The sequence below is a fragment of the Microbacterium sp. C7(2022) genome, assembly GCF_028823665.1.
GTDB lineage: Bacteria > Actinomycetota > Actinomycetes > Actinomycetales > Microbacteriaceae > Microbacterium.
Genome location: NZ_JAPEHV010000003.1, coordinates 344985 through 370564, shown reverse-complemented (window position 1 = coordinate 370564; position 25580 = coordinate 344985). Strand labels below are relative to the sequence as shown.

Sequence of the window (25580 nt, the reverse complement as noted above, 5' to 3'; positions counted from 1 at the left end):
CTCTCAACCCTGGAGTCCGATCATGCGCTTTACCACCAAGGCCCGCCGGGCCCTCGCCGCCACCGCGGCGGCGACGCTCCTCGTCACGGGAACCCTCGCCACAGCATCGGCGGCGACGGCGGCACCGTCGCCAGCATCCATCACCAAGATGGCTGCCATCGGCGACTCGATATCGCAGGCGGCGATGAGTTGCAGCAACCTCGTGCTCTGCATGTCCAACAGTTGGTCTACCGGTACAGCGAGCAGCGTGGCATCCCATGCCTCGCGGATGAAGAGCGCTGGCGCGACCTCCTTGCGTTCCTATAACAACAGCGTCTCCGGAGCGGATTCTGCAGACCTTGCCGCACAAGCGCAGAGGGCTGTACGCCAAGGCGCGCAATACGTGACGGTACAGATCGGCGCGAACGACGCGTGCGCGTCGTCGGTGAGTGCGATGACTGCGACGACGACCTACCGAGACAATGTCAAAGCCGCGCTGGACGCCCTTGCAGCATCCGACGCTGAGATTTTCGTGGCCAGCATCCCGAGCTTGCAGCGCCTGTACGAGCTGAACAAGGGAACCGTGAAAGCTCGTCTCGCCTGGGCGACGTTGCGTTTCTGCCCGTCGATGCTCGCCAACCCCACGAGTACGAAGCAAGCGGATGTCGACCGACGCGCGGCGGTGCAGGCCCGCGTGAATGAGTACAACGCGACGCTCGCGGAGCTCTGCGCGCAGACGGCGAAGTGCCGCTACGACGGGGGAGCGGTGGCGAACTACGAGTTCAGCAAGTCCGACATCAGCACGAGGGACTACTTCCACCCCTCGGTCTCGGGCCAGGCGAGCCTGTCAGCGGTGACTTGGGCGACCACGCAGTGGGCTTCGTGACCCGGGGCTGAGATCTGGCGGGGCGCGGCGCCCGGTTAGGCTGGTGCGATGACCAAGAACACCATCTGGACCATCGTCGGCGTGATCGTGGCGATCGTGATCGCCTGGTTCCTCGTGAACGTGCTGTTCTCGGTGCTGGCCTTCTTCTTCAAGGCGCTCGTCGTCCTCGTGGTCGCGGCCCTGGTCTTCTTCGCGCTGCGCTACTTCTTCCGCGACCGCAACGCCAGCTGATCACCACTGCGCGACGGTGAGGGGCCTCAGTCGCGTTCCCCGAAGAGATCCGAGAGGGATGCCGCGCCCACCAGCCCGTCACGAAGTGCCTGACGGGCTGCGTACCATCCCGGCAGCCCCGTCACCCCCGGGCCGGGTGGGCTGGCCGCTGATCCCAGATACACGCCGGGCAGGGGCGTACGCCAGGGGACCCGTGCGACCACGGGGCGCCTGATCGCCTGAGCCAGAGTGAACTGCCCGCCCAGAATGTCTCCGCCGATGTCGGCCGGGTTGAACTCCGCGCGTTCGGCGGCCGTCATCGATCGTGACGCGATGACCCCCCTCGAGAAGCCCGGCGCGAAGCGCTCGAGTTGAGCGGTGATGAGGGCCGTGGCATCCGTCGTCGATCCTGACGGCACGTGGATGTACGCCCACACCACATGGTGGCCGTCCGTTGCGCGCGTCGCATCGAACACCGAAGGCTGAACGACGAGCGCGAAGGGGCGCTCGCTCAACTGGCCGCGCGCGACGGCGTTTTCGCTGGCCTCGACTTCCGCGCGCGTCCCGCCCACGTGCACGGTGGGGGATCGGGCCACATCTGCGTTCGCCCACGGAACGGGCCCGTCGAGCAGAAAGTCGACCTTAGCCGCGCCGCCGCCGTAGCGATAACGCCTCACCGCACGGGCGTAGGCGGTCGGCAGATCGGGATGTGTCAAGAGCAGGCGCGGCGTCGTGTCGAGGATCAGGACGTCTCCTGCGCCGGGGTCGCCCCAATCGAGATGTTCGAGCGAGCGCACCGGCGAGGCGGTCTGCACGTGCCCGCCGTGTGCGTCGAGGTCGGCGATCAGCGCGTCGGCGATGCGCCCCGCGCCACCACGCGGATACGCCCATCCCATGTCGGAGTGCGCGTGCGCCGCGAGCAACAAGCCCGAGGCCGCCGCACCGAACGACGGCTGCCGCGCGATCGCGTGGGCGAGTACCCCCGAGAGCAGTGCGCGCGCCTCGACCGTGCGCAGGGTGCCGTGACCGGCCCGGGTGCTCGACTGCGCGACGCGCGCGGCGAATCGGGCGGCTATCACGGGATAGCGGGGCACCCTCAACAGGTGCGAGCCGGTGAGGTCGACCAGTTCGTGAAGATGAGTGCTGAGGGGGCGAAGCAGAGCGCGCCAGGCCGCGGCATCCGATCCGAGATCCTCCGCCGTGCGATCCAGGTCGCGCCAGGCGAGCGCCGCACGACCGCCGTCCAGCGGGTGCGCATACGAGATCTCGGGCACGATCCAGTCGACCTTCTCTCGCAGGCCGAACGCCGTGAAGAAGGGCGAGGTGAGCGCTGCCGGGTGCACGGCCGAGCACACGTCGTACTGCCAGCCTTCGGGTGCTTCGAGGGTACGGATGCCGCCGCCCGGCGTCTCTGCGGCTTCGAGCACCGTGGTCTCGTACCCCGCACGCGCAAGGGAGACGGCAGCGGCCAACCCGTTCGGGCCGCTGCCGACGATCGTCGCGCGTCTGCCCATGCCTCATCTTCCCAGGTGGTCACACTTCGGGCGTGGTGCTCTTTCATGGGCGCCCCACCTCCGACAAGATGAGAGAGCGGCGAGCGCCGCGGAACGTGAGGTGGAACATGCAGTCCGTGCTTCTCGACGCCCCTGCCGGAATCACGGCCCGACTGGGCTGGGACCCGAAGATGAGTGAACACGATCGCAAACGCACGCTCGTCAAGGAGATCCTCTCCGCCAAGCTCGGTGTCGAAGAACGGCATGTGCGCGTCGAACGAGAGCTTCCTAACCAGTTCGGATTCCATACGCAATTGGTGGCAGAGGTGGACGGTGAGGAAGTGCCGCTGTCTATCCGCAACGCGAGCTTCCGGGCGGCAACCGTGGTGGCGGTATTCGACCCGGCGATCACCGTCGGTATCGATCTGCGCGATGCTCACCCTGATGACCCGACGCTGCACCAGATGAAGAAGCACTCGCACTTTTTCGATGAAGCCGAACTTCCACAACTGCTCAGGCACTGGACCCGTGTGCAGGCGGTGCGCGACGCGGATGGCCGCGGTTCTCGAATCGCTGCGGACCACGTTCGCCTCGGCCCTGCGCAGGCCAAGGGATGGATCCCTGATCGTCACGTCGTCTACAAGATCGTCGACCTCTCGCGCGACGGATGGATCATCACCCTCGCGCACACCGAACTGGTCGAGTAGTCCACCAACGGCTACGCCGCGTCGGGCGGGAATGCCGCGTCGAGCTCGGCCAGCCACGCGCGAGCATTGCCATCCGATGGCGCCCGCCAGTCCCCGCGCGGTGACAGGGACCCAATCGGCGACACCTTCGGCCCGTTCGGAATCGCCGAGCGCTTGAACTGCGCGAAACCGAAGTAGCGCTGCAAGAACACGCGTAGCCAGCGGACGATCTCTTCGAGGTCGTATGCCACCCGGTCGTCGGCGGGGTAGCCGGGCGGCCAAGCCCCGGCATCCGCATCACTCCACGCGTGCTGCGCGAGGAAGGCGATCTTGGTCGGGCGGAAGCCGTGGCGCAGGATGCACGCGAGCGTGAAGTCGTGGAGCGCATACGGGCCGATGCGGTCTTGAGTGGACTGGATGTTGCCGTCTTGATCGGCGGGCACCAGCTCGGGCGAAATCTCGGTGTCGAGCACCGATTGCAGCACGACCTTCGCCTCGGGGGAGAGATCGGTCGAGCCGTCACCCTCGTGGGCGATCACCCAGCGCATGACGTGCTGAATCAGCGTCTTCGGCACGCCGGTGTTGACCGCGTAGTGGCTCATGTGGTCGCCGACGCCGTACGTCGCCCAGCCCAGGGCGAGCTCAGACATATCCGATGTACCGACCACGATGCCACCGTGCTGGTTGGCGAGGCGGAACAGGAAGTCGGTACGGATGCCGGCCTGCACGTTCTCGAAGGTGACATCGTAGACGGGCTCGCCGTCGGCGAACGCGTGCCCGATTCCGGTGAGGATCTCGGTCGCGGCCGGTCGGATGTCGATCGTTTCGATGCTCGCTCCGATGGCCTCGGCCAACGCGACGGCATTCGAGCGCGTGTGCTCGCTGGTCGCGAAGCCCGGCATCGTGTAGGCGAGGATGTCGCTGCGCGGCCGGTCGAGCCGGTCCATCGCGCGGGCGATCACGAGGAGCGCGTGCGTGGAATCGAGCCCGCCGCTGACGCCGATCACGGGCCGTGGCCCGCCGATCGCTTGCAACCGCTGCACGAGCCCTGACACCTGGATGTTGAACGCCTCGTAGCAGTCCTGCTCCAGTCGCGTGGGGTCATCGGGCACGAACGGGAAGCGGTCGGTCGGGCGGCGAAGGCCGATATCGGTCGCTGGCGGCTCGAGGAACGTCTCGATCGTGAGGAAGTCGTTCTGCGGGAGGGCAGAACGGTTGTCGTCGAAGGTTCCCTGGCGGATTCGGTCTTGGCGGATCCGGTCGAGGTCGATATCGGCGACCGCGCGGCGCGGGCCGTCAGGGAATCGCTCGGTCTCGGCCAGCAGGGCCCCGGCCTCGTAGATCATGGTCTGGCCGTCCCACGAGACGTCGTTTGTGGATTCGCCCGCGCCGGCCGCCGCATATGCGTAGGCAGCCAGGCACCGAAGCGACTGCGACTTCACGAGCGTGGTGCGGTCGTCGGCGCGCGCGATCGTAATCGGACTGCCGCTGAGGTTGAGGAGAACGGTGGCACCGGCGAGAGCGGCCTTCGACGACGGCGGCACCGGCACCCACATGTCTTCGCACACTTCGGCGTGAAAAGTGAGTCCGGCAACATCGCGCACATCGAACAGCAGATTCGTGCCGATCACGCACTCGTGCTCGCCGATGCGAATCGCCTCACCTGACCACTCTTCGCCCGGCGCGTACCAACGCCGCTCATAGAATTCGCGATACGTGGGCAGATACGACTTCGGCGCAACACCCAAGATGGCGCCGCGGTGAATCACGACCGCGCAGTTGTAGAGACGGTTGCGGTGACGCAGGGGCGCGCCCACCACGAGTACGGGCAGAAGATCTGCGGATGCTTCGACCAGGCGCTCGATCTGCGTGACCACTGCGTCGAGGAGGGCGTCTTGCATCACGAGATCGTCGATCGCGTAACCGGTGAGGCACAGTTCGGGGAACACCGCAATGGCGACCGCGTCGTCGTGGCATTCGCGGGCGGCGTCAAGGATGGCATCGGCGTTCGCTGCCGGGTCGGCGACGGCTACCGGAATCGTGCAGGCCGCGACGCGCGCGAAGCCGTGCCGGTAGGCGCTGGCGAACGGGAGGGCTGTGCTCACGCGTCCAGTCTGGCAGGTGCATGCCGCGCACCGCACGCGCCTGCGATGTCGGCGCCCCCGGCTAGGGTCATCGGGGAAGGGGAGACATGCGCTACATCGAGGACGAACGACGGATCATTTGGAGTGCCAGTGATCTCAAGGCCGCCGCTGAGTGCGAGTTCGCCTGGGTGCGCGCGATCGACGCGCGTCTGGGTCGCGTCGATGCTGTCGAAGAACCCGAGGACCTCACACTCGAGCGGGCCGGTCGGCTGGGAACGGTGCACGAGCGTCGCGTGCTCGACGACTACGTGCGGCGATTCGGTGACGGCGTCGTCGAGATTCCCGAAGTGCGATCGTCGGATGCCGTTGCCCTTGCCGAAGCGGTCGACCTGACCAATCGCGCTCTCTCGTCGGATGCCAAGGTCATCTATCAAGCGGCGTTCTCCACCCCCGACTTCGTGGGGTTCGCGGACTTTCTCGTGCGCGATGACGCCGGTCGCTGGCTCGTGCAAGACACCAAGCTGGCGCGGCACGCCCGTGTGACCGCCTTAATGCAGCTCGCGGCATACGTTGACCAGCTTGATCGGCTGAACGTTCCGCGGTCGCCCCGTGTGCAGTTGTTGCTCGGCGATGGGAGCGTGAGCGAACACGACCTCGACGACATCTTCCCGGTGTTCGTGTTGCGGCGCGACCGGTTGGCGGCGCTCGTCGCCGACCGCGCGCTCGACGACGGTGTGGCGGGTGCGCCGCTCGCGTGGGGTGATCCTCGCGGTGAGCTCGATGTCTTCGCCTGTGGACGCTGCGCGACCTGCGACGCCGAGGTCGTGGCATCCCGAGACCTCCTACTCGTCGCGGGAATGCGACCCGTCCAGCGTGCGCGGCTCCGCGCAGCGGGAATCACGACGATCGATGATCTCGCGACCGCGCCCTCGCCGCCGAAGGCAATGAGCGCTGACACGTTCGGGATGCTGCGCACGCAAGCGCGGCTGCAACTTCAGAGCCCGGCCGGTGGTGTCGAGCCTGCGGCGGCACCTGGCGACGACGGCGGCGCTGGCGCGGGGGAGGCGACCCCGCCCGTACCGACGTACGAGGTCGTGGCACCGACGGCGCTGGCGTCGCTACCGCGGCCCAGTCGCGGCGACCTGTACTTCGATTTCGAAGGCGACCCGCTGTACTCAGAGCCGCCACGCGATGCGGGCGACCCGACGCTGTGGGGCATCGATTATCTGTTCGGCTGGACCGACGATGCCGATCAGTACTCGGCGCTGTGGGCGCACTCATTCGCCGACGAGAAGCGAGCGCTCGAGGACTTTCTCGACATGGTCGCGGTGCGTCGCGCGGCCCACCCCGACATGCATATCTACCACTACGCGCCGTACGAGCCCACCCACCTGCTCGCCATGGCGGCGCGATACGGCGTGCGCGAAGCCGATGTCGACCGTCTGCTCGCCGACGGCATCTTCGTCGATCTGTATCCGATCGTGCGTCGTGCGCTGCGCGTGGGCTCCCGCTCGTACTCGATAAAGAAGCTCGAACCGCTCTACATGGGCGAAGAAGTGCGCACCAGTGACGTGCAAAAAGGCGATGACTCGATCGTGCGCTATGTCGAGGCGCGCGCACTGCAGGACGACGGCGATGTGGGCGGTGCCCGAGCAATCCTCGACGATTTGGCCGACTACAACCGCTACGACTGCGTGTCGACCCGGCGTCTGCGCAACTGGCTGGTCGATCGCGCCCGCGAGAGCAATCTGACGCCGGCCCGCAACGATGAACCCGCCGAGACGTCCTACACGCCGTCCACGCGATCGGTCAGCCTCGACGCGCTCTCCCGTGAACACGATCGCGAATCGCGTGAAGCCCAGTCTCTGCGGCTCGCGGCGGCCGCCATCGACTACTATCCGCGCGAGGCGAAGAGCTTCTGGGCCCTGCACTACCTGCGCTTGCGCGAGCCGGTGTCGATGTGGGAAGAAACGCGCGATGTCGTCGTGGTCGACGCCGGCCGATCGCGGGTTCTCGAGGACTGGCACCGACCCGAGGGTGCGCGTACCGAACGTCGCGTCATCGAACTCCGAGGTGATCTCGCACCCGGGACGCGGCTGAGCGAAGGAGGGAATCCGTTCGGCCTCTACGAGCTTCCGGCACCGTTCCCGTTCACGGCATCGTCGCGTTGGATCCACGCGGATCATCGGCTGACCGTGATCGAGGCTCTCGACGACGGCGCGATCGTCGAGGAGAGCGCCGTCGACGGCCAGACGTGGGACGTGCTCCCCGTGGCATTGACGCCCGCGGCGCCACCTCGCGCACTCAATCAGCAGGTGGCGATCGACGCGTGGGCCGACGCCGTGATCGATGCCGCTCCCGATTTGCCGGCAGACCCCGCGAGCGATCTTCTCGCTCGCCGAGCACCCCGTATGCACGCCGGGGCGCTCCCTGCTTCTCAGGGCGACGACGTCGAGGCGATCATGCGCGCGATCCGCGACCTGGATCGCAGCTATCTCGCTGTGCAGGGCCCGCCCGGTACCGGGAAGACCTACGTCGGCTCGCACGTCATCGCGCGGCTGGTGCGCGAGCACGGCTTCAAAGTCGGCGTCGTCGCGCAGTCGCATGCGGTCGTCGAGCACATGCTCGGTCGCATCATTGACGCGGGTCTTGATGCTTCCCAGGTCGGTAAGGCGCCGAAAGATCCGCATGCCGAAGGCCTCGCCTTCACGGTCCTGCGGAAGAACGCCGTGCATCAGTTCACCGCCGAGCACGCCGAATCGGGGTACGTCCTCGGGGGCACGGCATGGGACTTCGCCCACACCACGCGCGTCCCGCGCGGCAGCCTCGACCTGCTCGTCATCGACGAAGCCGGGCAGTTCTCGCTCGCCTCGACTATCGCTGTGTCGCTGGCGGCCTCCCGGATGCTGCTCCTCGGCGATCCGCAGCAGTTGCCCCAGGTCAGTCAGGGCACCCACCCCGAGCCCGTCGACACGTCCGCGCTGGGCTGGGTGATGGACGGGGCCGACGTCATCCCGCCGGAGTACGGCTACTTTCTTGCGCGCACCCGGCGCATGCACCCGGCAGTGGCCGCGCCGATCTCTCAGTTGTCCTATCGCGGCCAGCTCGCCGCGCACTCCTCGACCTCTCACCGTGCAATCGACGGGGTGCCTGCGGGGCTCGTGCCTGTTCCGGTACGCCACCGCGGCAACACGACGTCATCGCCCGAAGAAGCCGCCGCCGTGGTCTCCCTCGTGCGCGACGTCGTCGGCCGTGCATGGACAGATGTCGATGTGTCGGCGGCAGACGAGGTGACGGTGTGCCCTCCGCGTGCACTGACGGCACGCGACGTGATCGTCGTGACGCCCTACAACGCACAGCAGGTGATCGTCGAAGACGCGCTACGGGCCGAAGGCTTCGGCGACGTGCGCGTCGGCACCGTCGACAAGTTCCAAGGCCAAGAGGCGGCGGTCGCGATTCTGTCGCTCGCGGCGTCTTCGGGGCGCGATGCGCCGCGCGGCCTTGACTTCCTGCTGCTGCGCAACCGCCTGAACGTGGCGATCTCGCGCGCCGAGCACACCGCGTACGTCGTGTATTCGCCGGCGCTGCTCGATGACCTCCCGTACACCGCCGAAGGCATGGCGCGACTCAGCGGGTTCGCGAGACTCGTCGGTCGTATCTGAGGGCGGCGTAGACTCGCGCCACGCGCCGCTGGGATCACGCGCCGAAACCGTCACCACCGACACGAGACTTCTGAGGAGACCAGAGATGGCAGACGACGCCGCGCGTCAATTCGACATCGACTTGCCCACCGAACAGATCGCGGGCTCGTACGCCGACTTTGCCAACGTCTGGCACACGCCCACCGTGTTCGTCATGGACTTCTTGACCCTGGCGCGGCCGCCTCAGGAAAGCGTTGACCCCGAGACAGGCGCCCGACGCACCACCGTGCCGGCGCGGGTCGTCAGTCGCATTCGCATTCCCCCCGAGCAGGTGTTCGAACTCGCCAAAGCGCTCACCCAGCAGCTCGAGTTCTGGGAACGCGAGACGGGTCGGCGGTCACCCGGAGACCCGATCGTCGGGGACTGAGTAACTGTTAGACGGTTCCGTACAGTCGGTCGCCGGCGTCGCCGAGACCGGGCACGATGTAGCCCTTCTCGTTGAGGCGTTCGTCCATCGCGCCGAGGACCAGCGTCACGTCGCGGCCCGCGATCTGCTTCTCGATCGCGGCGACACCCTCGGGAGCGCCCAGCAGGCAGATAGCCGTGACGTCCTGCGCCCCACGGTCGAACAAGAAGTCGATCGCCGCGCCCAGCGAACCTCCCGTTGCGAGCATCGGATCCAGCACGAAGCACTGGCGGTCGCTCAGATCGTCAGGAAGGCGCTCCGCATACGTTGACGGCTCGAGTGTCTCTTCGTTTCGCACCATTCCCAGAAAGCCGACCTCGGCCGTCGGAATCAGCTTCACCATGCCCTCGAGCATGCCGAGACCGGCACGAAGAATCGGCACCACGAGGGGGCGCGGTTCGCTGATCTTCACGCCCACGGTCGTGGTGACCGGCGTCTGGATCTCGTGTGGCGAGACACGCACACTGCGGGTGGCTTCGTAAGCCAGCAGTGTGACCAGCTCCTCGGTGAGCTGACGGAAGACCGGTGACGGCGTGCTCTCGTCACGGAGCACGGTGAGCTTGTGGGTGATGAGCGGGTGATCCGCAACGTGGAGGCGCATACGCCCAGGGTAGTCGCGTCGTAGTCTCGTCGTGTGAACTTCGATCCGGCTGACGTCTCAGCGATGCGGCGCGCGCTCGCCCTCGCGTCCGAAGCGGGGGAGTCCGGCGACGTCCCTGTCGGAGCTTTGGTGGTGGATGCCACGGGCACCGTGGTCGCCGAAGGGCGCAACCTGCGCGAGGCCACGCACGACCCCACCGCGCACGCCGAGGTCGTCGCGATGCGCCACGCGGCCGTTGCACGAGGCTCATGGAACCTCGAGGGCTGCACCCTGGTGGTGACCCTCGAACCGTGCCTCATGTGCGCCGGGGCACTGTTGCAGGCGCGCGTGTCCCGCGTGGTGTTCGGCGCGTGGGACGAGAAGGCGGGCGCGGTCGGCTCGGCCTACGACGTCGTGCGAGATCGACGACTCCCGTACCGCGCCGAAGTCGTCGGCGGGTTGTTCGAGCACGATGCCGCCGCGCTCTTGCGGAACTTCTTCGATACCAAACGCTGACGGCGGGGGCTCTCCCACGACGCTCACGGGGGTCCGCCCCCTGGTGCCGTGGTTTCAGCCCTCCGCGGGTGCACCGGGCCGCCGGCCGCGTGTACCTCGGTGCGGCCTGCCGTCCTGCCGAATCACCCCCTCAGGGGTGTGATCAGCGGGGAAGGTGGGGCAGCACCTCGGCGCCGAGGAACTCCACCTGGTCGACGTCTTGCAGATCCATCAGCTGGAAGTACACGCGCTCGGCCCCCAGCTCGACCAGGCGAGTGACCTTGTCGATGATCTCTGAGGCGCCGCCGATGATGTTCGCGTCATTGCGGAACTCTGCGGGGGTCGTTCCGATCCGGGCAGCCCGCTCCGAGAGTTCGAAATCGGATGCCGCAGCAAGCGTGGGAAGCGCCACCGACATCTTGAGGGTCTGCGGATCACGCCCGACGCTTTCGCACGCCGCGCGCACCACCTTGAACTTCTCTGCCACGACAGCCTCAGAGACGAAACCGATGTTGTATTCGGTGGCGAAGCGCGCCGCCAGATTCGGTGTGCGCTTCGGTCCGCCGCCGCCGACGATCACCGGCACACGGTCCTGTACGGGGTGCGGGAGCGCAGGCGAATCGGTCAGCTGGTAGTGCTGTCCGGCGAACGCGTAGGTGTCGCCGGGCGGCGTCGCCCACAGGCCGGTCACGATCTCGAGTTGCTCTTCGAGCAGGTCGAATCGCTTGGCAGGGAACGGGATGCCGTATGCGGCATGCTCGGCCTCGAACCAGCCCGTGCCCAGGCCGAGCTCGACGCGACCGTCCGACATGTCGTCGATCTGCGCGATCTGAATCGCCAGGATCCCGGGAACGCGGTACGTCACCGACGAGACGAGGGTGCCCAGGCGGATCGTGGATGTCTCGCGTGCGATTCCCGCCAGGGTCGTCCAGGCGTCTGTCGGCCCGGGTAGGGGATTGCCCGGCCCCATGCGCAGGTAGTGGTCTGACCGGAAGAAACCGGTGAAGCCTAGGCGTTCGCCAGCCTGCGCGAACGCAAGCTGGTCTGCGTAGGAGGCACCCTGTTGGGGCTCGGTGAAAAGGCAGTACTCCACGAAGTATTTCCTGTTCAGTCGACGGACCGGATGAAGAACTCCTCGGTGGGAGGAGCGGGGTCCAGGCTCGGACGGTACACGTCAGGCTCGATGTAGATCACGCGCGCAGTCGGCACAGCCTCGCGGATGCGCTTCTCGATCGTGTTGATGTCGTAAGCGACGTCGGCCAAGTTCTTGTCTGCGGCGAACGCGAGCTTTGTGGCGACCATCAGCTCGTCGGGGCCGAGGTAGAGGGTCTTGATGTGGATGAGCTTGTGTACCTCAGGGCCATCGACGATCGCGCTCACGATGCGGTCGTGGTCAGCGGGTGTCGCACCTTCGCCGACCAGCAGGCTCTTCGTCTCGACGCCGAGGATGATCGCCACGATGATCAGCAGCGCACCGATCATGAGCGTGCCGATGGCGTCGAAGACCGAGTCGCCCGTGATCACCGTCAGACTCACGCCGAGCAGCGCGAAGGCCAGGCCGGTGAGGGCGGCGACGTCTTCGAGCAGCACAACCGGAAGCTCGGGCGCTTTCGCTCGACGCACGAATGAGATCCAGGATTGCCCCTTCTCCCGCACACGATTGCTCTCCTTCACGGCGGTGCGCAAGGAGAACGACTCGAGCACGATGGCGATAAGCAGAACCGTGATCGGCAGCCACGCGTTGGTGAGCTCGTGGGGATCACGGATCTTCTCGACGCCTTCGTAGATCGAGAACAGGCCACCGACTGAGAACAGGATGATCGAGACGACGAACGCGTAGACGTAGCGCTCGCGGCCATAGCCGAACGGGTGCGATGCATCAGCGTGCCGGCGTGCCTTGCGACCGCCCAGCATCAGAAGCAGCTGGTTCCCCGAATCGGCCACCGAGTGAATAGCCTCGGCGAGCATCGATGCCGATCCCGAGACAAAGTACGCGATGAACTTTGCCAGCGCGATCCCCATGTTCGCCAGGAACGCTGCGAGGATCGCCTTGCCGCCGCCGGATGCACTCATGCGACGAGTCTACGGACGCAGGTGCAAGCCGCCGTGCGCAACTCCTGAGATTCGCGGACTCGGCGGGGATGCGGGGCGCGCGTGAAGCCGATCACGTGCGATTCTCCGGAGTTGCGGCGCGACGACGCAGAGGCCGCCCGCTCGTAGGATGGGCGACATGACCGACAACTCGCTGCCCCACGTCGCGATCCTCGGAGCCGGATCGATGGGGGGCGCCATCCTCAGCGGCCTCGTGGCCTCGGGGAGAGCGGCGAACGGTGTCACGGTCACCAATCGGTCGTCGCAGAAGGCCGCGCCTCTTCGCACGCTCGACGGGGTCGACAGCATCGCGCTCGAAGTGTCCGCGGACGGCAACCGCGTGGCCGCGCGCCGAGCGGGCATCGTCCTTGTGGGCGTGAAGCCCGCGATGGTGCCCGACTTGCTTCGCGAGATCGCTCCAGAACTGGCGCCGGGGACGATTGTGGTGAGCCTTGCGGCGGGCGTCACCATCGCCACGTTCGAGTCGCTGCTCGGCCCTGACGCCGTGGTGGTGCGCTCGATGCCGAACACACCGGCGATCGTAGGCAAAGCGGTAACCGGTATCTCGGCCGGCACACGCGCGACCGCCGAACACATGCGCACGATCCACGAACTGTTCTCGACGTGCGGCGAGGTGCTTGAGATTCCTGAGGAGCAGATCGATGCGCTGTCGACGATCTCGGGCTCCGGTCCCGCGTATGTTTACCTCCTCATCGAAGAGTTGACGAAAGCGGCCATCGACAAGGGATTCACCGAGAACCAGGCGCGACTCATGGTCGAGCAGACGTTTATCGGGGCTACGGCGCTGCTCGCGGCATCCCCCGACGATCCTGCGGAGCTGCGGCGTCGCGTCACGAGCCCGAAGGGCACCACCGAGCGCGCCATTGCCGTCCTGCAGGACGCGCATCTGGCCGACACGTTCACGCGGGCGACGGATGCTGCGCTTGCCCGTGCGAAGGAACTCGCGGCCGGCGCCTGAGCGACGCTCGAGGGCCCGCTCAGCGGCCGGGGCCTGCTCAGCGATCGAGCGCGGCGAACCGTTCGATGTCGGAATTGGTCCCCGACACGATGATGAGGTCGTGGTTGGTCACGACCGTGTTCGCCTCCGCGTAGCGGAAGGGGCGACCGGGGCTCTTCACGCCGACAACCGTGACGTTGTACTTCGTGCGCACACCCGACTCGTTGAGCCCGACGCCACGGATGAACTTCGGCGGATACATCTTGGCGAGTACGAAGTCGTCGTCGAACCGGATGAAGTCGAGCATGCGGCCGCTCACGAGGTGGGCGACGCGCTCGCCGGCCTCACGCTCGGGGTAGATCACGTGGTTCGCGCCGACACGGGCGAGGATCTTTCCGTGCGATTGCGAGACCGCCTTCGCCCAGATCTGGGGCACCTTCAGGTCGACGAGGTTCGCGGTGATGAGGACGGATGCCTCGATCGATGATCCGACGGCGACGACGGCGACCTGAAACTCCTGCGCCCCGATCTGCTTGAGTGCGTCGATGTTGCGTGCGTCGGCCTGGACGGTGTGCGTGACCCGCTCGGACCACTTCTGCACGAGGTCGAGGTTCTCGTCGATCGCGAGCACTTCACGGTCGAGTCGATCGAGCTCGCCGGCACACGCGGCGCCGAATCGCCCGAGACCGATCACCAGGACGGGAGCGTCGCTCCGGATGCGCTCAACCAACGATCGGCCTTTCAACGGGCAGCGAGAACAGCTGCGATCGGGATGTCGCGGCCACCGCCGCGGCGAGTGTCACTGTACCAATGCGGCCCATGAAGATCGTCAGGGCCATCACGTAGACCGCAGGATCTGAGAGCTCGGCGGTCAGTCCTGTCGACAATCCCACGGTGGCGAAACCTGAGATGACGTCGAAGAGCACGTCGGCGATGGGCTCTTTGCTGATCTGGGCGATCACGATCGTCGAGACCGCGACGATGGTCGCGCCCCACGCGACGACCGACAATGCCACGCGCTGCACGTCGCTGGGGATGCGGCGGCCGAAGGCTTCGACCGAGGTGCGACCCTTCGCCTCCGACCACACAGCCAGAGCCAACACCGCGAGTGTCGTGACCTTGATGCCACCGGCCGTTGATGCCGAGCCGCCGCCGACGAACATGAGCATCGAGCCGACGACGAGTGATGACCCGTAGAGTTCGCCGACGTCGACGACGGCGAAGCCGCCCGAGCGGGTCATCGCCGAGAGGAAGAAGGACTGGAACGTGGTGTCCCACGCATCCATGGAGCCGAAGGTGGCGGGGTTGTTGTATTCCAGACCGAGGAACGCGATCGCGCCGGCGAAGAACAGCAGGACGGTCGTGATGATGGTGAGCTTCGTGTGCAGCGGCCAGCGGCGCACGTGCCACAGGTGGCGCCACAGCGCGTAGATCACCGGGAATCCGATGCTGCCGAGGAACACGGCGATCATCAGGATCGTCATCAGTACGTAATCGTCGGCGAACGGTTCGAGGCCGCCCGGGTTGGGCGTGAATCCGGTGTTGGTGAACGCCATTGCCGCATAGAACGGCGCCTCCCACAGCGCGTCGAGCGGGCTGATTCCCGCCATCACGAGCGTGGGGTAGAGGGCCACCGCCACCAGGCCCTCGATGAGGAGGGTCGACAGCGCGACGGTGCGCAGCAGAAGGCCGACCTCGCCGAGTCGGATGGTCTGGCCCTCGTTGACGGGACCGCCATGCGCGCGCAACGGGTTCGAATCGCCCGCGGCAATCAGCTTCGCGCGCAGGCCCAGGCGCTTCGAGATGACGAGGCCCAGGATCGACGCGAGCGTCAACACGCCCATGCCGCCGATGTTCACGCCGATGAAGATGACAACCTTGCCGAACGCGGAGAACGTCGTCGCGATCTCGACGGTTGTGAGCCCGGTGACGCAGATCGTCGAGACCGCAGTGAACAGGGCATCAGCCAGGGCGATGCGCCGGCCGCCCGTCGCCGCGATCGGCAACGATAGCAGCGCGGTAAAGACCAGGATCAAGAACACGAAGACGCCCACCGCGAACCGCGCGGGCGAAGAGGTCGTGAGGGAGCGCACCCGGTCGAAGCCCGACTTGAGTGAGGCAGTGAAGCCACCCGCGAATGACGCGTTGCGGCCAGCCGCCATGCCCTGCCCCCTTCGTTTCGTGAACCTCAGTCATGGTACTCGGCCCGGCGCCCTACTACTCTGAAGTCATGCCGGACATCTTCGACGTGATTGCAGACGGTACTCGTCGCGACATCCTGAGGCTACTTCTTGATCGAGTCGCCGACGGTGAGCGGGGCACGAGCGTCTCTCACATCGTGACCGAGTTGGGCGTCAGCCAGCCCACGGTGTCGAAGCATCTCAAGGTGTTGCGTGAAGCACATCTGGTCTCCGTACGCGAAGACGGTCAGCACCGCTACTACAGCCTGTCGCCCGAGCCGCTCGACGAAGTCGACGACTGGCTGGTGCCGTTTCTCGGGGATGATGAGACAGGCTGGGACGGCGTCTCGACGTTGCCGGACTCGGCGGCGCACGCTGCCGAGGTCGTCGGCCGGGCCGCGGCATCCGCAAAGCATGCGCTCGAAAGCGCCCTGAAGAAGCTCCCCGGCCGCTGATCACACGATTCTCACGCGCCACACGGGTTTACACGCGTGCGTTCAGCCCTCTAGAGTGTGGACACGCACACTGGGGAAGGAACACGCATGTCGCAGTTGCCTGATGTCAGGTTTCTGACGGTGGCCGAGGTCGCCGAGATCATGCGTGTCTCGAAGATGACGGTGTACCGGCTCGTGCACGCTGGCGACCTGCCAGCGGTGCGCTTCGGACGGAGCTATCGCGTGCCTGAGACGGCCGTGACCGAGGCTTTGCAACGTCCTATCGCCGACGTCGGCTAGACTGTCGAGAGGCATTAGTCAGATTTGCCCGTTCCCGGACGCGAGAAAACGCGTCCAGACCCCGACATTGTGAGGTTTTCCGTGGGTTCAGTCATTAAGAAGCGCCGCAAGCGCATGGCGAAGAAGAAGCACCGCAAGTTGCTTCGCAAGACTCGCCACCAGCGCCGCAACAAGAAGTAGCAGCGGCAAGACACCAAGCGCCTATCTTCGGATGGGCGCTTCGTGTTGGTGCCGTCGGAGGTCGTATGCATTCACACTCTCTGCCCTCGATTACCGTGCAGCAGTTGCGCGAGCGCGTGGACACGCCACTGATCGACGTGCGCGAAGTCGACGAGTTTGCGGGCGGGCGCGTGCCAGGCGCCATCAACATCCCCATGTCGACTCTCGGCGGCCGGTTGGATGAACTGCCCGATGGTGCGTTCGATGTGATCTGCGCGGTCGGTGGCCGCTCGGGTCAGGTCGTGCAGGCGCTCACCGCGCGCGGGTACGACGCCACCAACGTCGACGGCGGTACCTACGGCTGGATCGCTGCCGGCTACCCGGTGGAAAGCTGACGCGCGTGACCACCATCACGGTGATCGGCAAGCCCGACTGCCACCTGTGCGACGTGGCGGGCGAGGTGATCGACGCGGTCCTCGCCGACCTGCCGAGAGACGATATCGACGTGCAGGAGTTGTCGATCGCCGATGACCCGGCGCTCTACGCGCAGTGGTGGGAGAAGATCCCCGTCGTGCTCATCGACGGGCAGTTCCACGCACACTGGCGAGTGTCGCCCGATCGACTCCGCGCCGCTCTGTCCTAACGGCGGTTTTCAGACAGTCAGTCGACGACGCAGCGAGGCAAGTTCATCGTCGGTGAGTCCGCCCGAGCGCAGATACGCGGTCGACCCGCCCTGCGCGTCGACCCACGCCAGAGCCGTCTCGATCGCACTTGCCGGAGTCTGCGTCAGCAGTTCGTCGATCTGTTCGGTGAGCGGTACGCCCATGCCGGTGACCATCGCGCGCATGCGGTCGGCCCAGGGGCCGGCAAGGTACCCGGCGGACGACGCGTAGTCGGCGACCACGGCATCGCGGTCAGCACCGATGGCATCGAGGACCAGGGCGATCGCGACGCCCGTGCGGTCTTTGCCGGCGGTGCAGTGGACGACGACGGCGGTGGGTTCGTCGTCGTGGGATGCCGCCACGCGACGCGCGACCACGGCGAACGCGCGTGCACTTGACTGCAGCATCGACACGTACAGCTCGCTCAGCGCCGGAATTGTCGCCATCGCCGCGGCGATTGCTGACTTCGCTGCCTCGGGGTCGGCACCGCCCATCACGCCCTTGGCCATGCCCGTGGCCGCACCCTCGAGGAGTGGCAGTTCGACAACGTCGAACGGTCGCGTGGCCGGTAGACGATCGGGCGCCATCCCGCGCTCTGCATCGGTGCGCAGATCGATGATGACGCCGATGGGCGTCGTGGCGAGTTGTTCGACACCCTCGTCCGTGAGCGCGTTGAGCCCCTCGGACCGATAGAACACTCCCGATCGGCTGACACCACCGCCCGCAAGAGCAATACCGCCGGTGTCGCGGAAGTTCTGCGTACCGTCGATGTCGAGCAGCGTCATGTCAGGGTGCCAGACGCGTCGGTCCGCGGAAGAGGTAGGTCACCTCGCGGATCGAGTCCTGCCCGAGCAACAGCATCAGCACGCGAGCAAGTCCCATGCCGAACCCGCCGTGGGGCGGTGCGCCGTACCGGAAGAAGTCGAAGTAGAACGCGAGGTGCTCGGGGTCGAGACCCTTCTCGCGCGCCTGCTTCTCGAGCACGTCGACGCGGTGTTCGCGCTGCGCGCCGGTGGTGATCTCGACGCCCTTGAACAGCAGGTCGTACGACTTCGTCAGCCCGGTCTCCTCATCGCGCATGTGGTAGAACGCGCGGATTTCCGGGTGATAGTCGGTGATGTATACGAACTGGTGTCCGTAGGTCTCCTGCACATGCGCCGAGATCTGACGCTCGCCCTCGGGGTCGAGGTCGCCGTCGGTGCGGGGGATGTCGTAGCCGCGGGCCTTCACGATCTCGCGCGCCTCGGCCAACGGAATGCGCGGGAACGGCACTGCCGGTACGACGACGTCGATGTCGAACAGTTCCTTGATCTCGTCGCCGTGCTTGTCGGCGACCGCTCCGATCGCGTAGGCGAGCAGCTCTTCCTGAATCACCGCAACGTCTTCGTGCGAGTCGATCCAGCTGATCTCCGCGTCGATCGAGGTGAACTCGGTCGCGTGCCGCGATGTGAACGAGGGGTCGGCGCGGTACACGTCGCCGATTTCGAAGATCTTGCCGAAGCCGGCCACCTGAGCCATCTGCTTGAAGAACTGCGGGCTCTGCGCGAGGTAGGCCGTCTTGTCTTCGAAGTACGGCACTTCGAACAGCTCAGCGTTCGACTCGGACGCCGACGCCATGAGCTTGGGGGAGTGCACCTCGATGTAGTCGCGCTCGATCCAGTACGTGCGCATCGCGTGCTCGAGGGTCGTCTGCACGCGGAAGATGAGGTTGTTACGACGCTGGCGAAGGTCGAGGAATCGCCAGTCCATGCGCTTGTCGAGCCCGCTGTCGGCCGCGATCGGCGTCTCGGGCAGGGCCGCCGCAGCGATCTCGAGCCCGGCGATCTTCACCTCGACGCCGCCGAGTTTCACGCGCTCGTCGTGCTTGAGCTCGCCGGTCACGGTCAAGAAGGTGCCGGTCGCAAGTTCCGAGATCGTCTCGGTGAGGGCCAGAGCAGCGGATGCTTCGGGCGTGGCATCCTCTCCCACCTCACGCGTCGCGGGATTGACCAGCTGAACGGCGCCGGACTCATCACGAAGGATGACGAACTGCACCTTCTTCTGATCGCGGACGGTTTCCACCCATCCCGAGACGGACACCGGGCCGTCGGCGCGGTCCTGAAGCTGCTTTACGAGAACGCGTTCACTCACGGGCACTTAGTCTACGTGCGGTGGCTGTGTCCCCCCTCCGTCAGAGCTTGTTCGTTGCGCGTTCGGTGAATTCTCCGGCGGCGGGCAGGTCGGTGTCGTATGTTCGACGGATGACGACGCCCCCGGTGACGCCGCCTGCGCGCGCGACCTCTCCTGCCCGCACGCTCGGCTCTGCGCTCTTCGACGCCCTGCGCGGAGCCCTCATCGGCCTCGCCGAACTTCTGCCCGGGATCTCGGGCGGCACGGTCGCGCTGATCACCGGTGTGTACGAGCGACTCATCTCCGCCGTCGCTCACGTGCTGTCCGCGGTCACCGCGCTCGTGCGCGGGCCCGAGCGGCGGGCCGGGTTCGCAAAAGAGATGCGCGCGGTGGAGTGGATGCTGGTCGTCCCCGTCCTGGTCGGGATGGCGGCCATGGTTCTCACTCTGGCCGGCCCCATCGAGGCACTTGTGTCTGGCAATCCTGAGCTCGCTCGCGGGCTATTCTTCGGGCTGGTCGCCGCGAGCGTGTTCGTGCCGATCCTGCTGATTCCCCGCGCTCGTCGCACAATCGGTGCGCACATCGCGGGTGTCGCCGTGTTCGTGGCGTTCGCCGCCCTTGCGTTCGTGCTTACGGCGCTGTCGGGCAGCGCGACGGATGCCGAACCCTCGCTCTGGGTCGTGTTCTTCGCCGCGGCGATTGCGGTGTGCGCACTGGTCGTCCCCGGTGTGTCGGGCTCGTTCTTCCTGCTGGCCATCGGGCTGTACTCGCCGACCCTTGTGGCGGTTGACGAACGCGATCTTGGCTACCTCGGCGTTTTCGCGCTGGGTGCGCTCGTCGGGCTCGCGACGATTGTGCGGCTGATGAAGTGGCTGCTCGCTCATCACCGTCGCTACACCCTTCTGGCGATGGCCGGGCTCATGCTCGGTTCGCTACGCGCGCTGTGGCCGTGGCAAGCAGTCCCGACCGGAGACGCGCACGGCGTGGGCGAGCCGGTGGCTCCGTACGATCCGATTCTTGGCCCGATTCTGTGCGCCGTCCTCGGTGCGGCGGTCGTCGTGGTCATGCTGGTGGTCGAGCGCGTGCTCATCGCCCGTCGCGCGTTGGGGGAGCCTGTCGGCGCTCAGCCAGCCCACAGTTGAGCGCCACGTAGACTGGGCGGGTGCCCGCCGAACGACTCCACCTCGTGCGCCATGGGGAGGTCTACAACCCTCGCCGCGTGCTCTACGGGCGTCTGCCCGGATTCCGCTTGAGCGACGACGGCCGCCAGATGGCGCGCAGCGCCGCCGAATACATCCAGACCCTCGATCGGCCGGTCACGGCGCTGGTGTGCTCACCGTTGCAGCGCACGCGTGAATCCGCCGAGCCATTCACTGAACTGTTCGGTCTTGACCCGCGCGTCGATGAAGACGTCATCGAGCCCACGAACGTCTTCGAGGGGCGACGCATGGTGCGCTCGCTGCTCAATCCGTGGAACTGGCGCCACCTGCGCAAGCCGGCCCTCCCCAGTTGGGGTGAGCCGTACGCGCAGGTCGTGGCGCGCATGAACAAGGCCATGACGACGGCGTGGAATTCCGTCGACTCGGGTGACGTCGTCATCGTGTCGCACCAGCTGCCGATTTGGATCACGCACCTCGCGGTGGCTGGTTTGCCCTCGCGTCACGATCCTCGCGAGCGCCGCTGCGCGCTGTCGAGCGTCACCAGCTTCGAGATGCCGGACGGCAAGAAGTGGGCCGAAGTGTCGTACGTCGAGCCCGCGTCGACCGGCAATGCCGTGGATGTAGGAGCGGTATGACCGCCATTGAGCGCGGGAAGCGCACCTCAGTTGTCGGCCGGGCCGTGGCATCCGCTCTGCTCGTCTTCACGATGGTCGGCTCTCTCGCCGCATGCGCGGCCGACCCCCTGGCTGAGGCGTATCGCGAGGGTGGCAACAAGGGCTTCATCGCCGCCGACGGATTCCGCGTGGTCGAGATTCCCGAGGACGAGCGCACCGAGCCGGTCGAGTTCGAGGCGGTGCTCGACAACGGCGAGACCGTGACCAGCGACGACTATCTGGGCGCTCCGCTGGTGGTCAACTTCTGGTACGCGGCGTGCGCGCCGTGCCGCGTCGAAGCGCCCGAGCTCGCCGAAGCGTACGACACGTTCTCGGACGAGGGCGTGCAGTTCCTGGGCGTCAACCTCTATGACGGCGCCGACCAGTCGCTCGCCTTTGCCGAGACCTACGGCATCGAGTACCCGAGCGCGCTGACCACGGAAGACGGCTCGATCAAGCTCGCCTTCGCCGGGCAGACTCCGCTCAACGCAGTGCCCGTCACCCTCGTCCTCGACGATGAAGGCCGCGTCGCCGTACGAATCATCGGGGTGGTCGAGGACGCGTCGATCCTCGAGACCGTCGTGCGCGACACTCTCGACGAGACGGCGGAGGGGTCGTGAACCCGGGCGACCTCGTCGCCGACGGTTCGCTGCTCGTCGCAATCCCGATCGCGGTGCTGGCCGGCCTGTTGTCTTTCCTGTCGCCGTGCGTGCTGCCCCTCGTTCCGGGGTATCTCGGCTTCATCGGCGGTGCCGTCGCGCCGCGGCCCGCGGTTGCCGGTGCACGCGAGAGCGACGCCGACGGCACGGCCGCGGCATCCGGAACCTCATCGGTCAGCGTCAACGAAGCGCCGCCGAAGAGCCGTCTGTTGCTCGGCGTGCTCCTGTTCATCGCCGGATTCACGCTGGTCTTCGTCAGCGTCGCGATGCTGGGCGGCACGCTCGGCCGCTTCCTGCTCGAGTACGCCGACATCATCACGCGCATCCTCGGCGTGGTGATCATCGCGCTCGGCCTGGTGTTCGTCGGGGTGTTCGGGCTCGCTCAGCGCACCGCGCGCCCGCAGGTACGCGGCAATGTCGGCCTCATCGGAGCGCCACTGCTGGGCATCGCCCTCGGCATCGGCTGGACGCCCTGCATCGGCCCCACGCTCGCCGTCATTCTCGGTATGGCGTTCGACAGCGGTTCTGTCGGCAGGGGCGCGTTGCTCGGGCTCGCGTACTCGCTCGGGCTCGGCATCCCGTTCATTCTTCTCACGCTCGGGTTCGGCTGGGCCACTCGTTCCGTGGCATTCCTGCGCGAGCATATCCGCGCGGTGAATCTGATCGGCGGTGCGATTCTCGTGCTGCTCGGCGTGCTGATGGTGACGGGCGTCTGGACCGTCTGGATGGCCCAACTTCAGGGGGTGTTTGCCAGTGTCCCGCTCCCGCTCTGACGAAGAATTGGATGCCGCGACCGACGCGCCGGCGTCGCCTGCCGCCGCGACGGACTCGCCGAACGCGGGCGACCCGTTGCGGCCGTCCGATCACGCGGATTCTGTGGCCGCGGCATCCGATATCTCCAACCCCAAACTCGGAGTGATCGGCTGGATCCGCTGGGGCTGGCGCCACCTCACCTCGATGCGCACTGCGCTCGTGCTGTTGCTGTTGCTCGCCATCGCCGCGATCCCGGGCTCACTGGTGCCGCAACGCAGCGCCGACCCGAACGGCGTCACGCAGTACTTCACCGACAACCCCGATCTCGCGCCGATCCTCGACAACCTGAGCCTGTTCGACGTGTACGCATCGCCGTGGTTCTCGGCGATTTACATCCTGCTGTTTATCTCGCTCATCGGCTGCGTGATTCCGCGCACCAAGCACCACTGGAAGGCGCTGCGCGCGAAGCCTCCGCGCACGCCCGCACGCCTGTCGCGCCTGGGTGACTACGCGAGCGAGAGCATCGACGTCCCGATCGGCGTGGGAGCGGATGCCGCCGCCGAGCGCGCCGTCGAGAGTGCCCGCGTACAACTGAAGGCCGCCGGCTATCGCGTCGAGCGGTTCGACCAGGGCTCGTCGCGATCGATTTCCGCCGAGCGCGGATACCTGCGCGAGACCGGCAACCTCGTGTTCCACTCGGCGCTGGTGGGCGTGCTGATCGCGGTCGGCGTCGGCGGCGGGTTCACCCACACGGGGCAGAGCGTCATCATCGAAGGGCGCACGTTCGTCAACACGCTGCTGGACTATGCGTCGTTCAACCCCGGACGTTTCGTCGACGAAGAGCAGCTGTCGCCGTACGCGATGACGCTCGACAAGTTCGACGTCACGTACCAGCCCGCCGGCACGGTGGGGGCGGGGCAGGCCGGGGACTTCGTCGCGCACCTGACGACGCAGCTCGCAGGTGAAGAACCAGAGCAGAACGACGTCCGCGTCAACCACCCGCTCGAGATCGCCGGCGACCGTGTCTACCTCATGGGCAACGGCTACGCGCCCACGATCACGATCCGCGACGAGGCGGGCGACGTCGTGTTCTCAGAGTCGGTGCCGTTCCTGCCGCAGGACACCAACATGACCTCGCTCGGCGTGGTGAAGGTGCCGGATGGCCTGAGTGAGCAGCTCGGGCTCGTGGGATTCTTCTATCCGACGCAGGCGCCGCTGTCGACCGGTGCATTCACGTCGGCCTACCCGGCGCTGGTGAACCCCGTACTGTCGCTTGACGTCTACGTCGGAGACCTGGGCATCAACGAGGGCATTCCGCGTTCGGTATATACGCTCGACCCGACCGGTATGGAGAAGCTCACCGGCCGCGGCACGGATCTTGAATCGATCGAGCTCGCGCCGGGGGAGTCAGCCGATCTGCCCGGTGGCTACGGCACGGTGACCTTCGAAGACGAGTCGCCGGCGGGGGCGACCGGCTACGAGGCGTCAGTGAAGCGGTACGTGTCGCTGTCGGTGCACAATGACGCCGGGGCGACGTGGGTGCTGATCTTCGCCGTGCTCGCCACCGCGGGTCTGCTGGTGGCGCTGTTTGTGCCGCGTCGCCGCATGTGGATCAAGGTGACACCCGGCGTTGACGCGTTGCAGGTCGAATACGCCGGCCTTGCTCGCGGAGAAGACCCGACACTGCGCGCAGCCGTCGACGCCGTGGCATCCCGTCACTCCACCGCCGTGCGCGACGACCTGGCTGGGGCCGAGGTCCTCGCTGGCACCGACGAGCCCGCAGACTCCGCCCGCCCCGGCACCGACGAAAAGTAGACTGGACCCATGCCCGAATCCTCCACGCTCTCGCTCGACTCGATTTCGGTGCTGTTGGTGTGGACGGCGATCGCCATCTACGCGCTCGCGTTCGTTGCGTACTCGGTCGACCTCGCCCGCCGCTCGGCGGCCGCCGTCGATGAGCAGGATGCCGCGCTCAAGCGCGAGCTCGTCGGCGCCACGGGCTCACGCGAGGGCGTGGGTGCGTCGATGACGCGACTGCGTGCGGAAGAGGATGCCGCCGAGAAGGCGCTCAACGCCGCACCCGGTCAGCGCCCTCGTTACATGTGGGCCCGCATCGGCACGTCGCTGACGGTACTGGGCTTCTTGTTCCACGTTGCCGGCGACGTCACGCGCGGCATTGCGGCCGGACGCGTCCCGTGGTCGAACATGTACGAATTCGCCCTGACCGGCACGATGCTGGTTGTCGGCGTCTACCTGGTCACGCTGATCAGGTACGACCTGCGCTTTTTGGGTTCGTTCATCACCGGCCTTACCGTGGTTCTGCTCGGAGCTTCTGCGCTCGCGTTCTACGTCGAGATCACGCCGCTGATGGACCCGCTCAAGAGCGTGTGGCTCGTGATCCACGTGTTCGTCGCGTCTCTGGCGACCGCGCTGTTCGCCCTCGCGTTCGGCCTTTCGGTGTTGCAGTTGATGCAGGGCCGCCGCGAAGCCAAGATCGCTCTCGCGGATCGGGATGCCGCGGCCGCGCGCTCCGCCGGCACCGGCGATCAGGTCGCCACTGTCAAGACCGGCCCGGGATTCTTGCGCACCCTGCCGAGCGCAGATGCCCTGGAGTCGCTGGCGTACCGCTTCGCCATTCTGGGATTCATCTTCTGGACGTTCACGCTCATCGCCGGCTCAATCTGGGCGAACGACGCGTGGGGCCGCTACTGGGGCTTCGACACTAAAGAGGTGTGGACCTTCGTGATCTGGGTGCTCTACGCCGGCTACATTCACGCCCGCGCAACGCGCGGCTGGCGCGGCGCGCGCTCGGCTTGGTTGTCGATCATCGGCTTCACCGCGGTGCTGTTCAACTTCACGATCGTCAACATGTTCTTCAAGGGCCTGCACGCGTACTCGGGCCTGAGCTGAGCCGCGCCGGCGCGTTGCGCGACAGCTGCTGA

Annotated in this window: 27 protein-coding genes; 18 read left to right on the top strand and 9 right to left on the bottom strand. The window is 66.7% G+C overall.

From position 1 onward, the window contains the following. Nucleotides 1–22: 22 nt before the first annotated feature. Nucleotides 23–865, top strand: coding sequence for an SGNH/GDSL hydrolase family protein (locus tag ON062_RS05960; RefSeq protein ID WP_274646205.1), 843 nt, complete (start codon nt 23–25; stop codon nt 863–865). A 48-nt stretch (nt 866–913) separates the two neighbouring features. Then, nucleotides 914–1096: a hypothetical protein gene (locus ON062_RS05955; RefSeq protein WP_274646204.1), complete on the top strand. Its 183-nt coding sequence runs from the start codon at nt 914–916 to the stop codon at nt 1094–1096. Nucleotides 1097–1122: 26 nt separating this feature from the next. Here the strand turns inward: ON062_RS05955 and ON062_RS05950 are convergent, their stop codons facing one another. Next, nucleotides 1123–2589, bottom strand: coding sequence for an NAD(P)/FAD-dependent oxidoreductase (locus ON062_RS05950; protein WP_274646203.1), 1467 nt, complete (start codon nt 2587–2589; stop codon nt 1123–1125). 107 nt (nt 2590–2696) lie between these two features. Here ON062_RS05950 and ON062_RS05945 point away from each other — a divergent pair, with 107 nt between their 5' ends. Continuing rightward, on the top strand, nt 2697–3275 hold the full coding sequence (locus ON062_RS05945; RefSeq protein WP_274646202.1) for a hypothetical protein: 579 nt from the start codon (nt 2697–2699) through the stop codon (nt 3273–3275). Nucleotides 3276–3286: 11 nt separating this feature from the next. On the opposite strand, the gene ON062_RS05940 is transcribed toward ON062_RS05945, so the two are convergent. Next, complete coding sequence (locus ON062_RS05940) at nt 3287–5359, bottom strand: NAD(+) synthase (protein WP_274646201.1); 2073 nt, start codon at nt 5357–5359, stop codon at nt 3287–3289. A gap of 86 nt (nt 5360–5445) precedes the next feature. Between ON062_RS05940 and ON062_RS05935 the strand changes: the two genes are divergently transcribed. Together ON062_RS05935 and ON062_RS05930 are read left to right on the top strand one after the other, a co-directional pair. Further along, nucleotides 5446–9000: a bifunctional RecB family nuclease/DEAD/DEAH box helicase gene (locus ON062_RS05935; RefSeq protein ID WP_274646200.1), complete on the top strand. Its 3555-nt coding sequence runs from the start codon at nt 5446–5448 to the stop codon at nt 8998–9000. A gap of 85 nt (nt 9001–9085) precedes the next feature. Further along, nucleotides 9086–9406, top strand: a complete 321-nt coding sequence (locus tag ON062_RS05930) for a DUF3467 domain-containing protein (protein ID WP_274646199.1) — start codon at nt 9086–9088, stop codon at nt 9404–9406. A gap of 7 nt (nt 9407–9413) precedes the next feature. Here ON062_RS05930 and upp read toward each other — a convergent pair whose 3' ends face one another. After that, nucleotides 9414–10046 carry a uracil phosphoribosyltransferase gene (gene upp, locus ON062_RS05925; protein ID WP_274646198.1) on the bottom strand — a complete coding sequence of 211 codons (633 nt, stop codon included), beginning with the start codon at nt 10044–10046 and terminating at the stop codon, nt 9414–9416. A 63-nt stretch (nt 10047–10109) separates the two neighbouring features. Between upp and ON062_RS05920 the strand changes: the two genes are divergently transcribed. Continuing rightward, nucleotides 10110–10541 (top strand): nucleoside deaminase, encoded by a 432-nt coding sequence (locus ON062_RS05920; RefSeq protein ID WP_274646286.1) that lies wholly within the window; start codon nt 10110–10112, stop codon nt 10539–10541. 142 nt (nt 10542–10683) lie between these two features. Here ON062_RS05920 and ON062_RS05915 read toward each other — a convergent pair whose 3' ends face one another. Continuing rightward, nucleotides 10684–11613: an LLM class F420-dependent oxidoreductase gene (locus ON062_RS05915; protein WP_274646197.1), complete on the bottom strand. Its 930-nt coding sequence runs from the start codon at nt 11611–11613 to the stop codon at nt 10684–10686. Between the two features lie 14 nt (nt 11614–11627). After that, complete coding sequence (locus ON062_RS05910) at nt 11628–12593, bottom strand: cation diffusion facilitator family transporter (protein WP_274646196.1); 966 nt, start codon at nt 12591–12593, stop codon at nt 11628–11630. A 157-nt stretch (nt 12594–12750) separates the two neighbouring features. On the opposite strand from ON062_RS05910, the gene proC reads away from it, so the two are divergent. Then, on the top strand, nt 12751–13590 hold the full coding sequence (gene proC / locus ON062_RS05905; RefSeq protein WP_274646195.1) for a pyrroline-5-carboxylate reductase: 840 nt from the start codon (nt 12751–12753) through the stop codon (nt 13588–13590). 37 nt (nt 13591–13627) lie between these two features. Here the strand turns inward: proC and ON062_RS05900 are convergent, their stop codons facing one another. Together ON062_RS05900 and ON062_RS05895 are read right to left on the bottom strand one after the other, a co-directional pair. Continuing rightward, on the bottom strand, nt 13628–14299 hold the full coding sequence (locus tag ON062_RS05900; RefSeq protein WP_274646194.1) for a TrkA family potassium uptake protein: 672 nt from the start codon (nt 14297–14299) through the stop codon (nt 13628–13630). After that, complete coding sequence (locus tag ON062_RS05895; protein ID WP_274646193.1) at nt 14292–15731, bottom strand: TrkH family potassium uptake protein; 1440 nt, start codon at nt 15729–15731, stop codon at nt 14292–14294. The genes ON062_RS05900 and ON062_RS05895 overlap by 8 nt, the downstream gene beginning before the upstream one ends. 68 nt (nt 15732–15799) lie before the next feature. Here ON062_RS05895 and ON062_RS05890 point away from each other — a divergent pair, with 68 nt between their 5' ends. From ON062_RS05890 to ON062_RS05870, 5 genes are all read left to right on the top strand, one after another. Continuing rightward, nucleotides 15800–16204 carry a helix-turn-helix transcriptional regulator gene (locus ON062_RS05890; RefSeq protein WP_274646192.1) on the top strand — a complete coding sequence of 135 codons (405 nt, stop codon included), beginning with the start codon at nt 15800–15802 and terminating at the stop codon, nt 16202–16204. Nucleotides 16205–16291: 87 nt separating this feature from the next. After that, nucleotides 16292–16483, top strand: coding sequence for a helix-turn-helix domain-containing protein (locus tag ON062_RS05885; protein WP_274646191.1), 192 nt, complete (start codon nt 16292–16294; stop codon nt 16481–16483). A gap of 81 nt (nt 16484–16564) precedes the next feature. Continuing rightward, nucleotides 16565–16663, top strand: a complete 99-nt coding sequence (locus tag ON062_RS05880) for an AURKAIP1/COX24 domain-containing protein (RefSeq protein ID WP_003792170.1) — start codon at nt 16565–16567, stop codon at nt 16661–16663. A gap of 80 nt (nt 16664–16743) precedes the next feature. Beyond that, the gene (locus ON062_RS05875) at nt 16744–17037 is read left to right on the top strand and encodes a rhodanese-like domain-containing protein (protein ID WP_274646285.1); all 294 of its coding nucleotides are present in this window, start codon (nt 16744–16746) and stop codon (nt 17035–17037) included. A gap of 5 nt (nt 17038–17042) precedes the next feature. Beyond that, complete coding sequence (locus ON062_RS05870; RefSeq protein WP_274646190.1) at nt 17043–17285, top strand: glutaredoxin family protein; 243 nt, start codon at nt 17043–17045, stop codon at nt 17283–17285. A gap of 9 nt (nt 17286–17294) precedes the next feature. On the opposite strand, the gene ON062_RS05865 is transcribed toward ON062_RS05870, so the two are convergent. Both ON062_RS05865 and aspS read right to left on the bottom strand, forming a co-directional pair. After that, on the bottom strand, nt 17295–18089 hold the full coding sequence (locus ON062_RS05865) for a tyrosine-protein phosphatase (protein ID WP_274646189.1): 795 nt from the start codon (nt 18087–18089) through the stop codon (nt 17295–17297). Nucleotide 18090: 1 nt separating this feature from the next. Next, a complete protein-coding gene (aspS, locus tag ON062_RS05860) occupies nt 18091–19434 on the bottom strand; it encodes an aspartate--tRNA(Asn) ligase (RefSeq protein WP_274646188.1) in 1344 nt (447 codons plus the stop codon). A 110-nt stretch (nt 19435–19544) separates the two neighbouring features. On the opposite strand from aspS, the gene ON062_RS05855 reads away from it, so the two are divergent. From ON062_RS05855 to ccsB, 6 genes are all read left to right on the top strand, one after another. Then, nucleotides 19545–20555 (top strand): DUF368 domain-containing protein, encoded by a 1011-nt coding sequence (locus tag ON062_RS05855; protein ID WP_274646187.1) that lies wholly within the window; start codon nt 19545–19547, stop codon nt 20553–20555. Between the two features lie 20 nt (nt 20556–20575). Further along, nucleotides 20576–21208: a histidine phosphatase family protein gene (locus ON062_RS05850; RefSeq protein ID WP_274646186.1), complete on the top strand. Its 633-nt coding sequence runs from the start codon at nt 20576–20578 to the stop codon at nt 21206–21208. Next, nucleotides 21205–21846, top strand: coding sequence for a TlpA disulfide reductase family protein (locus ON062_RS05845; RefSeq protein ID WP_274646185.1), 642 nt, complete (start codon nt 21205–21207; stop codon nt 21844–21846). Before ON062_RS05850 ends, ON062_RS05845 begins: the two co-directional genes overlap by 4 nt. Continuing rightward, nucleotides 21843–22658 (top strand): cytochrome c biogenesis protein CcdA, encoded by an 816-nt coding sequence (locus tag ON062_RS05840; protein WP_274646184.1) that lies wholly within the window; start codon nt 21843–21845, stop codon nt 22656–22658. Before ON062_RS05845 ends, ON062_RS05840 begins: the two co-directional genes overlap by 4 nt. Nucleotides 22659–22734: 76 nt before the next feature. Then, nucleotides 22735–24453, top strand: coding sequence for a cytochrome c biogenesis protein ResB (locus ON062_RS05835; RefSeq protein ID WP_274646284.1), 1719 nt, complete (start codon nt 22735–22737; stop codon nt 24451–24453). 9 nt (nt 24454–24462) lie between these two features. Then, complete coding sequence (ccsB, locus tag ON062_RS05830) at nt 24463–25548, top strand: c-type cytochrome biogenesis protein CcsB (protein WP_274646183.1); 1086 nt, start codon at nt 24463–24465, stop codon at nt 25546–25548. The last annotated feature ends 32 nt before the right edge of the window (nt 25549–25580 follow it).